This window comes from Agaribacillus sp. DX54 (assembly GCF_056858335.1).
Window position 1 is genome coordinate 129,590 of the sequence record NZ_JBXEQE010000017.1, and the last position, 14,586, is coordinate 144,175.

Consider the following 14,586-nt stretch of genomic DNA (forward strand, 5'->3'; position numbering starts at 1 on the left):
AAAATTTATTTCTACTTTAAAATATGTCTTCCAGATATTCTATTTGCCTGAGTAAAGAGGCACTTGAAAAAAGGTATTCCGTAAAGGCCGACAATGATTACCGCCCTCGTTATAACGCAGCGCCGGCACAATTGCTACCTGTTATTTCCAATACTGCCCCGGACAGGATTTCCTATTTTTATTGGGGACAGATTCCAGACTGGTCCAAAAACAAAACCATTAGTGAAAAGCTCATCTTCGCCAATAGCGAATTGATCAGGCAAAAAATATCTTCCCTGAGAAATATTGAAACCAGAAGATGCCTGGTGCCGGCCGATGGCTTTTATATCTGGAAAAGTCTGGGCAGGAAAAGCAAAATTCCTTATCGGGTGATTTTTAATACAGGTGAGGCGTTTAGTTTTGCAGGCATCTGGGAATCGTATGAGGATGAAAACGACCGGAAAGTGGTTACCTTTAAAATTATGACTACTACAGCAAATTCTGTAGTTGGAGAAATCCAGGACTATATGCCAGTTTTGCTAACACGTGAAAGCGAGCAGCACTGGCTCAACAACCGGTCCACAGTTGATGAACTACTGGCAGCAGCAGTTACTTACCCGGGCGATAAAATGACTAAATTCACTATTTCACCTAAAATCAACAGTACAGAAACAGACGACCCTTCATTGATTCTCGCTGCACCGGCTGCCGATCAATTTGGAAATTACAGCTTGTTTGACTGACAAGCTAGTTGGGCTTTCTCATTTGCTTCCATTTCGGAATTTTAATTAATTGGGCCACCTCGTTTTCCAATCTTTTTAGCGCTTCCGGGGCCCCGTCATAATTCATCACGCGTTTCCGTCTCCCATTATGTGAAAAGTAAATGTAGGTAGTTGGCAAATCCTTTGCATCACTGACATAACGATCTTCAAAATTAAAGAACTCGTATTCATTAAAAATGTTGATTAAGCGCTGCAACTCCATCCGTGACAACTTAATTTTGAATTCCCCTAATTTATCCACATTCTCCCTGCCATTAAAATACACCACCCCACTTTCATATATATCAATGGTATAAACAGGGCATGCGCCATTACACCTGGTCTTCTGCATTGAAATTACCACACTTGTATCTACCTCTTCTTTTGCCGCCCTACAGGAAAAAAGAAGAATAATACAAATAAGGATTAGTATATTCTTCATAAGAATAAAATAATTGTCCCCATTATAAAGTTTTAAATAAATACTAAATGTAGAAGTTTGTCAATAAAAAGTGGTTTTAGTTTAAGTAGCAAAAGTATAAAACTTGCATAAAACCCTCTCTAACCGGAAATCTTTTATTAATAGATTTATCTTCCTGTCACCTTTTTGGCGGATTGCATTCAATTAACCATCTACTAATATAATAATTCTGTGTGAAAACATGTATTTATTTGCCCTATTATTTATTAAATGAGAGGTGCGAGGGTTAGTGGTGCTATGCAACAAATCAGACCATAACTTAAACTTAAAAAACATTTAACTTCATTTTTTGCAAGATAACTGGTTTTTTTTCTATATTATACAAGTTGACTTTTCTAAATATTTATCCCTAAGTTGAATGAAATCCCTACTATCTTCTACATTGATTTTTGTAATCTTTTTTGTCGGTTGTTTCGCCTGCGCGCCTAGTTACGATACGGCACAATGGGCAAAAAATGTGAAACCCAAAAAAACCAACTATGGTTGTATAAACGCCCAGCAGCCAAGAAAGGTCACTAGAAAACCAAAATAGCAAAACCACCGATTGAGTAACCGGCCGTAAACTACCAGCTCCTGATATACTGCCAATATTTCTAATTGGTATCTTGCATCTACGATGGGCTAAGGAGAAATAAAATCCTCAAACCTGAATGTCCTTGAGCGGAAAAGTTGCTTGGATTGAGGATTTTAAGATAATCATACTTTAGAGGTTAATTCCTACGAATGAACCAGTTCATCCTTCTTCATATAGTCGTCAGATAGTTTTTTCTGAATATCATGAGGCACAGGGGCATATTCGGCAAATTTGCTTTTAAAACTTGCTCTGCCCTGGGTCATTGACCGGAGGGCAGTTACATACCTGTCCAACTCCGCCAAAGGTGTTTTTGCTCTTATTATCTGATATTTACCCTTCGAATCCATGCCGGTAATAATAGATCTCCTGGACTGAAGATCTGTCATCACATCACCCATCAATTCTTCCGGCACAAAAATCTCCATGTCGTAAATTGGCTCCAGCAACTTTGGATCGGCCTGAACAAAAGCATTTTTAAAAGCCATGCTGCCGGCAATTTTAAAGCTAATATCATTGGAATCGACTGAATGCATTTTGCCGTCGTGCACCATTACTCTGACATCACGCACGTAGGAGCCGGTAATTGGTCCTTCTTCCATTTTTTCCATGACCCCTTTCAAAATAGCAGGCAAATAGCGCTGATCAATCACACCTCCAACAATGCAATTGTAATAAACCAGCTTGCCTCCCCAGGGTAAGTCTATTTCTTCTTTACCTCTCACCGTAAATTCCGTAGGCTCGGGCATTCCTTCATGGTAAGGCTCGATTTTCATAAAAACTTCACCAAATTGCCCTGCGCCTCCGGATTGCTTTTTATGTCTGTAGGAAGTAGCACAGCCTTTTTGGATAGTTTCCCTATAGGGAATTTTTGGTGAAACAAAATCAGTATCGAGGTTATAAATATTGTCAAGTTGCCACTTAATGGTAGCAAGGTGCAATTCACCCTGGCAACTGATAATCAGTTGCTTTAATTCCTTCGAAAATTCTATAAGCACGGTAGGGTCTTCCTGATGAATTTTATACAACACCTCTCCTAGCTTTTCATGATCGCTTTTACTTTTGGCAACTATGGCCGTTCTTAACCTTGGATCAGGGAAGTTGATAGGCCTTATCTCAATGTCAACATCTTTGGCATGCAAGCTATGGTTAGTTTCGGTTGTTTTAAGTTTCAGGGTGGCACCAATATCTCCGGCAGTCAGTTTCTCAACAGAATGCCTGTTCTTGCCGTCCATGATAAAGAGGTGGTGAATATGTTCCGACGTTCCAGATTGATGATCCTGTAACTCCATACCCTGATGAACCTCACCGGATAAAACCTTGAAAAAAGATACCTTGCCCATGTTAGGCACAATCAAAGTTTTGAAGATAAATAATACAGTTGGGCCATTCGCTTTACAGATGACTTCTTTGCCTTCAATAGTTTTTTCAGGCAGCATTTCCACGGCGGCAGGGGCTACATTATCGATAAATCCCATCATTCGGCCGCTTCCCATATCTTTTTTGGCCGATAAACAAAATACCGGAAATAGTTCATGGTTCATCATACCAATTTTAATTCCCTTTCGCATTTCATCCTCATCCAGTGTGCCCTTTTCAAAATAAAGCTCCATAAGTGCTTCGTCATTTTCAGCGGCCTTTTCTACCAATTCATTATGCAGTTTATTGGCATGGGCCAACTGATCACCCGGGATAGGCAATTTTTCAGGTTTACCACCTTCTGCGGGAAACTTATACATTGTCATTTTAAGTAAATCGATAATGCAGTTAAATCCCTCACCCTGTTTGTACGGATATTGCATAGGGGTAACAGACTTTCCGAAATGCTCGTACAACGAGTCCAAGGCAGCATCATAATCAGACTTAGGATGATCGAGTTGATTAATGCCGAAGATTACGGGTTTCTGGAATTGCTCCATATAATCCCAGATAAGTTCCGTGCCAACCTCAACCCCGTATTGTGCATTGATTAACATTACTCCCGTGTCAGCTACTCTTAACGAGGATATTATTTCCCCTATAAAATCATCCGACCCAGGTGTATCCATAATATTTATCTTATAGTCCCTCCATTCCGTATGCAAAGTGGTGGCATAGATGGAATTGCCCCGCTCCTGCTCTATTTCATGGTAATCAGAGATTGTATTTTTGTCTTCAACAGTTCCCCTCCGGCTGATTAATCCGGCTTCAAATAACATTGTTTCTGCCAAGGTAGTCTTTCCGGATTTCGCACTCCCAAGGAGGGCGATGTTTTTAATGTGTTTATCATCGTAGATTTTCATAAGCTATGTGGATTTATGAGGTTGGACGAAAGTTTTAATAATCAGTGATTTAATATACTGATTATAGCACAAAAATCCAATGGTTGAGTGTGAGTTTGTGTGTGAGTTGTTTTTTTTATGAAATTACCTTGTTTTGACGATTTCAAATATAGCGTGGCCCGATCATTCCGATAGTAATCCCGCTATATGCAAATAGCCCAAAGCCGTGGTTATTGCCAGCCCAAAGCTAAGTAATGTTCCTATAAGTATATACTCTGTGAGCTTTCTGTCTTTGGATTTTGACAAGTCGCCAAAGCGGAAAACGGATTTAGCCGCCAGTAAAAACCCAATAGCTGGCCAGTGATTGGTAACCACAAAGGCAAAGACAAAAAGGCGTTCCAGCATGCCGATGTATTTTCCGGCGTTTTCAAGGGAGTCTTCGGTGGAATCTTCCTGCAAATCCCACCGCGTAATGATCTCTTTTATGATTACCCCAGACACAATGGTCACTGTTAAAATAGCGGTAATAAACAGTAAAAGTTCTGCTTGGTTAATGGCTTTTAACCTTATTATATAATCTTCATAAATGCCTACCACTGCGGCAATCACCAGTAAATGGGCCAGTTGATCACAAAAAAAAAGTATTACTGAATTAACCCTGCTATTGAGGTTTAATTTGATCAAATCTATCAACAGGTGAGAGATAACAATAATCAATACACCGGCCCAATAGGCCACATTAAGTTGCAATACCAGCATCAGCGAAATGGCATGAGCTAATCCATGTACATACAAATATGGTGATTGGTGCTTTCTTTTCTTTTTATCGTTAACCCAACTGTCAGGTTGAAATACGAAATCGCCAATGATATGAGCAAAAATCAGTTTTATAAAAAGTAGTATCATTTGTTTTCAATCAATTCCCTGTAGCGCTTTTCCATGTGCATGATTTCTTCGAAACCAGCCCTGTTTAAGCTTTCGCTGATGGTGCTTTGTGTTCTGTTCAACCTTTTAGCAAGCTCTCCCTGGGTTAATTCCGGGTACTCGATAGCTGTTTTAATAATAAAAGAAATGTTGCTGGTCCAATTATCTATGGTCAGCAGTGCAAGGTCCAGGTACAGGTTTATTTCCTGGTCCACTTCCAACCAAGGTGATTGTATGGCCAGTGTTTGTTTTTTTAGATTTTCGAAACATTCGCCGGAATGGATAAATGCGCTGCCATTGGATTCTGTGATTTTTGACGCTTCAAAGTTTTTTTCTCCAATGCCGATGGCCATTCGTGCATCGAGCTGTTTATAATGCTTGATACTGGCTTTTATAAAAAGTGCTGCCTGTAAAGCTTCGGGAGGTTTTACCTCAAGTTGAAAACTATCCCCCCGGTAGATTTCCCAGGATAACGGCTCCTGTCCGTACCGATTTAAGGCGGACTTCAATGTTTTCAGCCATCTACTATCCGGTATCTTGCGTGAGTTCATGATGTCGCCTGTAATAATGCTGGTAATCATTAAATACACTTAGTTACTTTCATGCAATATCGGGAAATAACCCGATAATTGGAAATATCGGGAAATAACCCGATAATTAGAAATATCGGGAAATAACCCGATAATTGTCTGCTTATTTTTCTGCAATGCCATAAATAATGTACTGATGGTTTTCAGGGATCACCTTGTTCAACAGGGCCCGGTCAATCGTACCCAGAAAGTTCCTTTGTTGCTCGCTTTTTCCCAATACACCCAGAATACCTCCGGTTCCGTATTGAAAACTGGAAAATCTTTGCAAAAATACTTTAAACTCGGGAATCGTTGGGTAATTCCACTTTTTGCCCCATCTAACAAATTTTTTTCTCAGGAATTGATGAAAATGAGAGCCTTTCAGGTTTTCGGCAAAAAGTAGCTTTCCTCCGGGCTTTAAGGCTTTATAGATCTCTTCAAATGCTTTTTCCTGTTTATCATTTTGATTTCTTATACCCACTACCCCTAAAATGGACTTAAATGCGATAATATCAAAATGATTTTCATAGCCAATATCCTCAGCTTTCAAGGCCTTATACTCAATCAGACCTTCTACGCCGTGCTTTTGATGAACAGGAAACGCCAAATCCCTGGGGTTTTCGATGTCAGAACAAATCACGTGGTGACCCAGTTTACCCAGCCACAACGACAATCCGCCCTGCCTGCTCCCGAGCTCCAGGCACCTAAGCTGCCGGCTATTCAGATCAAGATGCTGTTCCCAAAAAGTCAATGCAGCCGACCAATTTTTCACATCCCATTGGATAATATCCTTCACTAATTCCTTTTGATTCATTGATGACTAGGAGTTTCAGGTGTAGTTGACAAATTAAAGCTGAAATTTGAGCTAATGAGCCCAGTATTTCTTAAGTGACAAAAAATAATGCCAAATTTAAATCAATTTAAGAACCAATTTAAACAAACTTTAAAAATATCATCTATCTGAACGATCGATTTATATATTCAGTGTCGCTCAAAGTTGATCAGGGTAAATTCATCGGTTAGTCTTTGTCAAAACCATTGACATCGATGGCCCGGCTTGAAGCTGGAAAGATAAAAAAAAAATTAATATTTTATGCTGGTTATCAAGAAAATATGTGTTGAATTTTAGGCGTGGAAACTCCTTAGGAATTACTCATTTCCTGTGTTGCTCTGAAATGGTTTTGTATACGATTTTACGTAAAGATATCAGGCCTTCTCTTGAATAAAAAGGATCATCTTCCAATCTTGGCGTATTATAAAGACTATCACCTTTTTCCTGTTCTATCCTTTTCCTTCCCAAATACCTGAACCATGTCCATTCTTCTATCGAAAAAGGATCTCTTTTACCCTTTGCCACTTCGATAAAAAGTTTTTGTTTTTCAGTGATCGGTGGCAGGATTCCATCCGTCAAAGCCTTAAACCAATGGCCATACCGCTTCAAAATACTGATTTCCTCCTCAGAAAAGATGATTGTATTACAATCAATTTTGAAAGGCCCTTTGTTAGTCAGGAATGTCAAATGTTTCTTTTTAAGGTCTTCCATACCTTATTTTAAGCATTTAATGAATAATATCAAAGTACAGAAACAGGATTCAAGTTACAGTTAAAAAGATTAAAACCTCGCTCAGACCTATTGATTTCTTTTCTTGCAGATGTTAAATATAATAAATCATCAATTCTGCAAGAGATGGTCCCGAACACATAAAAATATCCACCCCCAACAACATGACCTTAAATAATTCATTTTTAAAAGAAAGCTTATGACATCATCAGACTTGACCGGTACACTGCTAATGCTTTAGCCCGGCCAACTTTCCTTCCTCAGAAGCCCCTCTTTCAAGACCAAGAAGAATCTCAAAAGCTCCAGGTACTCTGCACTGCCCACATGATGTTCCTTTTCAGTACAAAACGCCACAAACCAGGCCCACTTTTCAGTTTCGGCGATGAGTTGTCTTCTACCAAAACAATGATAAATCAAATCTGATAATTCTTCTATAGTATCTGCACGCTTGTTTGAAAATTGAGAAACCTCTTTAAACATGAATAGAAAAAACAGTAGTTCTTTGTACGATTTGATTTCTGAATTGTGCTCCTGGTAGGTGAACAAGGATACAAACTTAATCCAGTTGTCGATATGTTGTATGAGGGCCTTTCTGCCATTATACTTATGGTAAAGCATTTCGAGTAATGCCCGAACCAGATGATCGCGGCTAGCAGATGATGGGGATTGGCTAAACTTATTATATTCCGGAAGGTCATCAAGGTCAATGCCTTTTAACAAATAAGGCAAAGTTTCGTCAAATTCATAATACTGCTACATGGCAGCCTTCCGGGCAAGCTGGTTTACGAAGGTAATGTTTTCGGGTTCATGTGTGGTTGTTTTCATAGTTAAAAAAATTAGCGTGGAACTTGAGTTTAATCACTTCTAAAGGTACTGGTATACCCGCACAGATATATAAACCAAGCCCACGCTAAACGCGTGCCCAGCCAATTTTCTCTTTGTGCTAAATTAATACCAGTTTTTTAGAAGGAGAGAATGGCTAATGCTATATTTTCAATATGTTATGTCTTTGAGTTGTTTTTCGATAATCTGTTTTTTCTTATTTTAAATTTAAAAAGTAACCATGGTAAAAGTGGTTTAAAAAAGTTTAAAACTCCCATTAAAACACAGCCTGGTTGAAGATCAAGGATGAGTATACCCTCCCCCTCCACATTGAAAAAATCCATATCATCCGATCATGAGGCAAAAACTCTATCCTCTACTTTTTTAAGGCGTACTTCAAACCCATCAACCTTATCGATTTTATGAGTAAGCTTTTCTATCGCATCAGCCATCCGTATATTCGACTGGCGTAATTCGGCTATAGCTAAATTTGTCCTCAATTGAGATTTAATCAATAGGTTGATACTTCTATCAGTCTTCTGTTGACTTAAAACCAAAGCATCTACCGATGGTACTAAGTCAGTAAGTATCTCGGTCAACTGGTCCACTTTTTTCTCTAAATTCATATTGTTTATTGAATCACTTGCCAAACTATGGTTTACATGTAACATATCATGAATATAATTTAGATCATTGCTTTAAAGGTAAGCAAATTTTGTAAAAAATAAATAACATTATTGAATATTTTTTATAAAATACTTTAACCAATAATCACATCGGTTATCACTGAAAGCAGTCATGCAAAAAGCGCCTGGATACAAGATAATGCTAAAACCGGTCGTCAAAACTTTAAACATTCAGGTCTGCTTTATACTCATACATCACCATTAAAGTACTGGTTCATACATTATTTTTAAGTGTACATCGTTAATTTTATACGCGCAGAAGAGAAGGGAACAAGGTAAAGAAAAATCAAACTTATATCTCCAAACTATTCAGTACTGTGAATACAAACTCTTTTTTCATTCTTTATCTTCAAAAAATGATTGAGCGGATCAATTTCTTAAAATTTATTGATTTGAACCAATAAATATGTGTAAAAATCGGTGTTCGCGTAAGTCATATATCAAAGTTTTGGTAATACTTTTATTTACGACTTTTAAACTTAACGGTCAGGAATTAATAACGTTGAACGGTACCATCATTGATAAAGAAAGTAACCAGCCAATTGAATTTGCTTCCATAGGTTTAATGGATCATAACATTTTCACAACATCCAATACAGAAGGGCATTTTTCTTTTCATTTTCCTTATAAGCACATAAATGACTCCATTGAAATCTCCCGTTTAGGCTATCAAAAGGCTACCTATAGCATAGTGGATATCACTCGTAGATCTACTTTTTATTTGTTGCCAAGGTCGGTCTATTTGCACGAAGTGGTTGTCACCGATGATCCAGAAAAATTTGCCAAGCAAATTGTTAAGCAGGCATTGGAAAGGATTAGTGATAATTATGCCTCACAAGAGTTTATCCTTGGAGGATATTTTCGAAAGACCCACAAAATTGATTCATCCTATGTATCCTTTTTGGATGCTGCCATAAAGCTATTTGATAATAAATTTGTTATGAATGACAAGAGCAAGGCTCCTGAAGCAGTTTTGGTTGAAGCTGTTAGAAAAAGTTACGATCTCAATAACAAGCCATTCAGAAGTTGGATAGATGATATATCACTTGAATCAAACTGGCTGGCGAGGCTGCTCAAAAGGAACGATGTCCGGTACCAAAATGGATTATTAGACAAAAGAAACAAGTATACCTTATCCGGATCAATTTTGTTTAACGATGAACTATGCTATGAAATTGAAGTAACAAAGTTGCCTTGGAGATACGCAAAAGCCCCTAATCATGCATCGATCAAACTTGTCATAGGTTCTAAACACTATAAGATTTACAGGATTGAGCATCAGGAAATGGCCAAGGAAAATGATATTAATTCCTTTGAATGGGGCAGGCAAACGAATGACTCTATTATTTCTGCTTTTAGAGGGGGTACAAAAATATTGGCGTTTAAGGATGTTGGAGGAAAGCTGTATTTGAATTATCTGAGGGAGACGCACTACATAGAGGATTACAATGTGCGAACTTGGAAAACAGCGTATTCAAATGTGTATTCATGGGAGTTATTTATCAACGAGGTCATCGAAAAAGTGGACAGTGACACACGGAAAAAAATGAACTTTGACAATACCCGGGATAATTTTAAAATGCTTGACAAGCCCTACGATCCGGATTTTTGGAGATCATTCAACCTTGTCCCTTTTACGGAAGAGAATAAGAAGGCATTCAAAGATTTAAGTGTGGAAACTGAGATTGAACATCAATTTATGAATATCACAAACTGACAAATGCCTAGGTTTTTCATTATACTGTTTTTCAGAAATTTTAAAAGAAATTTTCAATTCCAGTCTATCAATATCCTATCATTTTCGCTTAGCATTTACCTTTCCATGGTAGTGCTTATTTATGTCAAGCAAGAACTTGCATACAACGCAAATTTTCCGGATCACAACCGGATTTATAGATTAACAACGGACGTTAAATCATCTTTTTACAGCGAACAAATAGGCTTAACATTATCGTTTATAGGACCTTTAATCACCGAATACGTACCGGAAATCGAGCATAGTTCAAGTATAACAGAAAAACACCTCATTGATGTAAGATTTCCCGGCCATGACAAAACAGTTATCGCGGAGGCAGTAATTGAAGCGGACACTAATTTTTTCAATATTTTTAAATTTCATCTTCTATCGGGTAGTTCACATCAATCACCAAAACTTCATGACGCCTTCATTGCATCAAAATTTAGTACCGACCTGTTTGGCCAAGATGATCCTATAGGTAATGAAATTATCATTGATGAAAAAAGTTATATCATTAGAGGGGTGGTAGATGACAGCGGGATGACGGATTTGGATTTCAATGTACTTTTATTTACACAACCTGAATCGGATTGGTTAACAACCTTTATAAAGATCAGAAAAAATACAGGCGATGTAGACCGCATAGAAGAAAAAGTTAATGCCCTTCTCATCGATCAACTGCGTGGTGAATACAATGAAGAAGCCCTGCAGCTTTCTTTCTCCCTCGAAAGCCTGGCAGATCTGCATTTTACCAAGGCATTATTCAACAATTTCAGGGCATCAGACAGATCATTAGTTAGAATTCTTTTAATTGCATCGATCCTATTGATGTTTTGTGCTATGTTCAACTCAGTCAACTTAGTTGTAACCGGGGCGGTAAGCAGGGTAAAAGAATTCTCACTCAAAAGAATATATGGTGCCAAAAACTTACTGATTTTTGTTCAGATAAGCACTGAAGTAGTTATTCCCATATTGTTTTCTGCCATAATCGCAGGAACCGTTCTATTCCTGTCATTTGAAAATTTAATAGACCTTTTTGGAAATTACAAACTCAATAAAAGCCCTTTCGATTTCCAATTCTTTTCATGGGTTATGTTGATTATTGTTTTATTGGTAATTCTCACGACCGCTCTCAGCTACTATTTCTTTTATGGATCAATAAAAGGAAGCCTGATCCGCCGGAATATCTACTTCACCAATCAAAGATTTACTTCATTGGTAGTTTTGCAGATTATTATCTGCTTTAGTCTACTATGTATGGCTTATTTTATCAATCATCAAATACAGCTCATCCGGAACCAAAATTTATTGAGCAGCTACGAACGGATCATAGTGACAAAGTTCTCAAATTCAGACGCTTATAATCGTTGTTTGAATTTTAAAAATCAAATATTAACAATCTCATCTATAAGGTCGGCAGCTTTATGCAACGAAAATTCGGTGTTGGGCAGCCAACCCAATCTGGATTTGTTCAGGTTCCAAAATGCCCCGGATGCCGAAGCTTTTTTAGCCAAACGATTGGTAGTTGATAAAGATTATTTTAAAACAATGGGTATTTCCCTGCCTGAAGAAAAGATTAAGGACTATCATTGGCACGATCAACTGGTTCTCAGTGCAAATGCGGCAAAAATGGTTAATGACAACATAGATGTAGGAATAGATAAGATGAACAATCGTGTCATTGCCGGCATCTCTGATTATTTTTCCTGGAATTTATATAAAGGAGTTGAACCTATCGTATTTCATATGGATTCCGCGCAATTAAATACCATGATTATAAGCTTCAGATCAGATGTCTCAAATAAAGAAATTGAGATAATCGAAAGGGAATGGAACCGTTTTTTTCCAAACACACCGTTTAATTATGCTTACCTGAGCGATTCAAATGCCCGGGTGTATCAAAATGAATTTCTGATAGGTAAATTGCTTACATTTATGGCATTATTGGTCTATGGCATCTCACTAATTGGAATACTTACCATTACGTCGATGACCATTATGCGCAGGCTTAAAGAATTTAGTATCAGAAGAGTATTCGGCGCCACTGGCACTGGCCTGGCGCTTAGATTAGGTAATTATCTGGGCAAAATTTTTGTGGTTTCATTTGGCTTATCCATACCATTGATCTACTTTGTATCAGATGCATGGCTATCAAGATTCAAGGATAGTATTGACATGAGCTTGCATGAAATTTTTCTGATTTTCTTTTTGTTTGTGTCGATCTCAATGGCGTTGAATGTTGTTTTCGTGAGAAAGTTGCTTCGTACAAACCCAGTAAAAATACTCAGGAATAGTTAGCAAACTTGTCGGTGCCATAATTATCCAATTAAAATAATTTCAGAGAGGTAATTCATTCTAATTTTTTAAATTTGACCGTCATTTCAAAAGATAAAACCAATGCTGGCACTATACCAAACCCAAAACCTGGATGGTTATTTAGATGAAACATTTTACGATTTTTCACCATACATCGGCAAACAAAAAACCGATCCATTTTACACCTGGTACGCCGATATCTTTTTTCTCAATCGCAAAAAACAAATTGTACTTACCAACGCTCTAACCAAATTTACTTTCCACATATTCAATTATTCAAAAAGTCAATTCCCAAGATTCGAAACGGCTTTTGGTTTTTATTTCTATTTTGCTCTGGGCATGTATGATCTTGACCCTGGGCCTTACATGGATTCCGCAGATGGGTTTGTTTTGACTTCAAGGATTAACAGGTCTGCTTTGGCTCATTTATCCTGGCTAAAACGGCAACATGTGCCTTTAGTCAAAAATGGCACTTATGACCTGGCAAACGCTAAGGATCAGGCTAATTATAACTATTTTGTGAATTATCGTACGGCAAAAATTCCGGGAAGTTCCAAAGAATCCCATATTATGGATACTTGGATCCTGGAACTTGAAAAAAGGGATTTAACATAGTTACGGATCAAAACCATATCCCCTACTCCTGGTTGAAAATATTGATCCGAAGAATGATTAGGTACTTCTGGAGCAGGCTTTTAATTTTTACATTGATTTGGCGGTTAAAAAACGGGAGCTTAAGCGCATCCAATAATCAACGTCACCAAAATGCAAAAATTTGTAAAAGATGATAATCAAAATCTGATGAACAAGCCTGTTAAAAATGAATGCCGCAGTTTCCGGATTTCACCATATAATTTATCTGCTTGAATCGATTAAATTTTCTAAAAATTCATTAGTGCCGATTTAATTTTTTTTAAGAACTTTCCTATGCAATAATGGTCAACCAAAAATGCTATATAGACTGTTCTAAAATAAAATTTAATGTCATTACCCGTAAATATTTTAAGTCTTCTATCAGGGCAATCAGTTGAAAATGAAAGGGTCGAGTATAAAGAAGGTTGGAATCCCTCGTCTGTTTATCGATCTATTTGTGCTTTTGCCAATGATTTCAGCAATATTGGCGGAGGCTACGTGATTATTGGGGTAAAAGCGGAAAACGGCCTCCCGGTTAGGCCAGTAAAAGGTATTTCATTGGATAAAATCGATAAAATACAACAGGCAATGATTGGTTACAATAACCTCATTCGTCCGGTATATCATCCAAAGCTGGAAATTGAAGAAGTGGATGGTAAGCATATTTTGGTGATGTGGATACCGGGAGGCTCCAACCGCCCTTATGAGGTACCGGAAGATATCACAAGCCGGAAAAAGGAATACTTTTATTATATCAGGAAATATGCCAGCTCTGTTAAAACCAATAAAAATGAACGTGAAGAATTGATTAGTCTGGCTAACCAGATCCCATTTGACGATAGGGCAAATACAACAGCAAGTACGGACGATATTTCTTTCACTTTATTGAAAGACCACTTAAGGGTTACAAAAAGCAAACTGCTGGAATGGGTGGGAAATCGTGCCAAGACAGATATACTGATGCAAATGGAATTGCTTTCCGGCCCTCCGGAACAGGTATTTCCCCGCAATGTGGCACTGATGTTATTTTCTGAAAACCCTGAAAAACTCTTCCCTTACTCCAGGGTGGAAATTGTATTTTTTCCAAAAGGGCCGGCCAATCCTGAATTTCGGGAAATCCCACCTATCACAGGGCCTGTACCACAAATTATCAGAAAAACACTGGACTATCTGCAAACCAATCTGCTGGAAGAAAGAATTTTAAAGCTTCCCAATAAAGCAGAAGCCGTCAGGGAATGGAACTATCCCTATGCCGCGTTAGAAGAAGTGGTTGCCAATGCCATG

General features: G+C 37.9%; 13 protein-coding genes. 5 read left to right on the forward strand and 8 right to left on the reverse strand.

The window, feature by feature from the left end:
* Window positions 1-23 precede the first annotated feature (23 nt).
* Window positions 24-722 carry an SOS response-associated peptidase gene (locus AC04NP_RS18130; RefSeq protein WP_482861319.1) on the forward strand — a complete coding sequence of 233 codons (699 nt, stop codon included), beginning with the start codon at window positions 24-26 and terminating at the stop codon, window positions 720-722.
* Window positions 723-726: 4 nt separating this feature from the next.
* Here AC04NP_RS18130 and AC04NP_RS18135 read toward each other — a convergent pair whose 3' ends face one another.
* The 8 genes from AC04NP_RS18135 to AC04NP_RS18170 all read right to left on the reverse strand — a co-directional run bounded on the left by AC04NP_RS18135 (window position 727) and on the right by AC04NP_RS18170 (window position 8,555).
* The gene (locus tag AC04NP_RS18135) at window positions 727-1,182 is read right to left on the reverse strand and encodes a DUF6438 domain-containing protein (RefSeq protein WP_482861321.1); all 456 of its coding nucleotides are present in this window, start codon (window positions 1,180-1,182) and stop codon (window positions 727-729) included.
* Window positions 1,183-1,938: 756 nt separating this feature from the next.
* The gene (locus AC04NP_RS18140) at window positions 1,939-4,074 is read right to left on the reverse strand and encodes an elongation factor G (RefSeq protein WP_482861323.1); all 2,136 of its coding nucleotides are present in this window, start codon (window positions 4,072-4,074) and stop codon (window positions 1,939-1,941) included.
* A 162-nt stretch (window positions 4,075-4,236) separates the two neighbouring features.
* Window positions 4,237-4,959, reverse strand: coding sequence for a DUF3307 domain-containing protein (locus AC04NP_RS18145; protein WP_482861324.1), 723 nt, complete (start codon window positions 4,957-4,959; stop codon window positions 4,237-4,239).
* Window positions 4,956-5,558 (reverse strand): transcriptional regulator, encoded by a 603-nt coding sequence (locus AC04NP_RS18150; RefSeq protein ID WP_482861326.1) that lies wholly within the window; start codon window positions 5,556-5,558, stop codon window positions 4,956-4,958. Before AC04NP_RS18150 ends, AC04NP_RS18145 begins: the two co-directional genes overlap by 4 nt.
* A gap of 112 nt (window positions 5,559-5,670) precedes the next feature.
* Complete coding sequence (locus tag AC04NP_RS18155) at window positions 5,671-6,360, reverse strand: class I SAM-dependent methyltransferase (protein ID WP_482861328.1); 690 nt, start codon at window positions 6,358-6,360, stop codon at window positions 5,671-5,673.
* 339 nt (window positions 6,361-6,699) lie between these two features.
* On the reverse strand, window positions 6,700-7,089 hold the full coding sequence (gene maoP, locus AC04NP_RS18160) for a DUF413 domain-containing protein (protein ID WP_482861330.1): 390 nt from the start codon (window positions 7,087-7,089) through the stop codon (window positions 6,700-6,702).
* A gap of 255 nt (window positions 7,090-7,344) precedes the next feature.
* On the reverse strand, window positions 7,345-7,827 hold the full coding sequence (locus AC04NP_RS18165; RefSeq protein ID WP_482861332.1) for a hypothetical protein: 483 nt from the start codon (window positions 7,825-7,827) through the stop codon (window positions 7,345-7,347).
* A gap of 455 nt (window positions 7,828-8,282) precedes the next feature.
* Entirely contained in the window at window positions 8,283-8,555 is a 273-nt protein-coding gene (locus AC04NP_RS18170) for a hypothetical protein (protein ID WP_482861333.1), read from the reverse strand.
* 508 nt (window positions 8,556-9,063) lie between these two features.
* Here AC04NP_RS18170 and AC04NP_RS18175 point away from each other — a divergent pair.
* The 4 genes from AC04NP_RS18175 to AC04NP_RS18190 form a co-directional block, all read left to right on the forward strand.
* A complete protein-coding gene (locus AC04NP_RS18175) occupies window positions 9,064-10,332 on the forward strand; it encodes a carboxypeptidase-like regulatory domain-containing protein (RefSeq protein WP_482861334.1) in 1,269 nt (422 codons plus the stop codon).
* Between the two features lie 3 nt (window positions 10,333-10,335).
* Window positions 10,336-12,651, forward strand: a complete 2,316-nt coding sequence (locus tag AC04NP_RS18180; protein WP_482861336.1) for an ABC transporter permease — start codon at window positions 10,336-10,338, stop codon at window positions 12,649-12,651.
* Between the two features lie 99 nt (window positions 12,652-12,750).
* A complete protein-coding gene (locus AC04NP_RS18185) occupies window positions 12,751-13,284 on the forward strand; it encodes a DUF6933 domain-containing protein (RefSeq protein ID WP_482861338.1) in 534 nt (177 codons plus the stop codon).
* Between the two features lie 366 nt (window positions 13,285-13,650).
* The coding region (locus AC04NP_RS18190) for an AlbA family DNA-binding domain-containing protein (protein ID WP_482861340.1) at window positions 13,651-14,586 on the forward strand (936 nt) is incomplete at its 3' end.

What these genes read in the sequence shown, in the direction of transcription:
- AC04NP_RS18130 (WP_482861319.1), top strand. Translation starts at nt 24, where the DNA reads ATGTCTTCCAGATATTCTATTTGCCTGAGTAAAGAGGCACTTGAAAAA.
- AC04NP_RS18135 (WP_482861321.1), bottom strand. Translation starts at nt 1,182, where the DNA reads ATGAAGAATATACTAATCCTTATTTGTATTATTCTTCTTTTTTCCTGT.
- AC04NP_RS18140 (WP_482861323.1), bottom strand. Translation starts at nt 4,074, where the DNA reads ATGAAAATCTACGATGATAAACACATTAAAAACATCGCCCTCCTTGGG.
- AC04NP_RS18145 (WP_482861324.1), bottom strand. Translation starts at nt 4,959, where the DNA reads ATGATACTACTTTTTATAAAACTGATTTTTGCTCATATCATTGGCGAT.
- AC04NP_RS18150 (WP_482861326.1), bottom strand. Translation starts at nt 5,558, where the DNA reads ATGATTACCAGCATTATTACAGGCGACATCATGAACTCACGCAAGATA.
- AC04NP_RS18155 (WP_482861328.1), bottom strand. Translation starts at nt 6,360, where the DNA reads ATGAATCAAAAGGAATTAGTGAAGGATATTATCCAATGGGATGTGAAA.
- maoP (WP_482861330.1), bottom strand. Translation starts at nt 7,089, where the DNA reads ATGGAAGACCTTAAAAAGAAACATTTGACATTCCTGACTAACAAAGGG.
- AC04NP_RS18170 (WP_482861333.1), bottom strand. Translation starts at nt 8,555, where the DNA reads ATGAATTTAGAGAAAAAAGTGGACCAGTTGACCGAGATACTTACTGAC.
- AC04NP_RS18180 (WP_482861336.1), top strand. Translation starts at nt 10,336, where the DNA reads ATGCCTAGGTTTTTCATTATACTGTTTTTCAGAAATTTTAAAAGAAAT.
- AC04NP_RS18185 (WP_482861338.1), top strand. Translation starts at nt 12,751, where the DNA reads ATGCTGGCACTATACCAAACCCAAAACCTGGATGGTTATTTAGATGAA.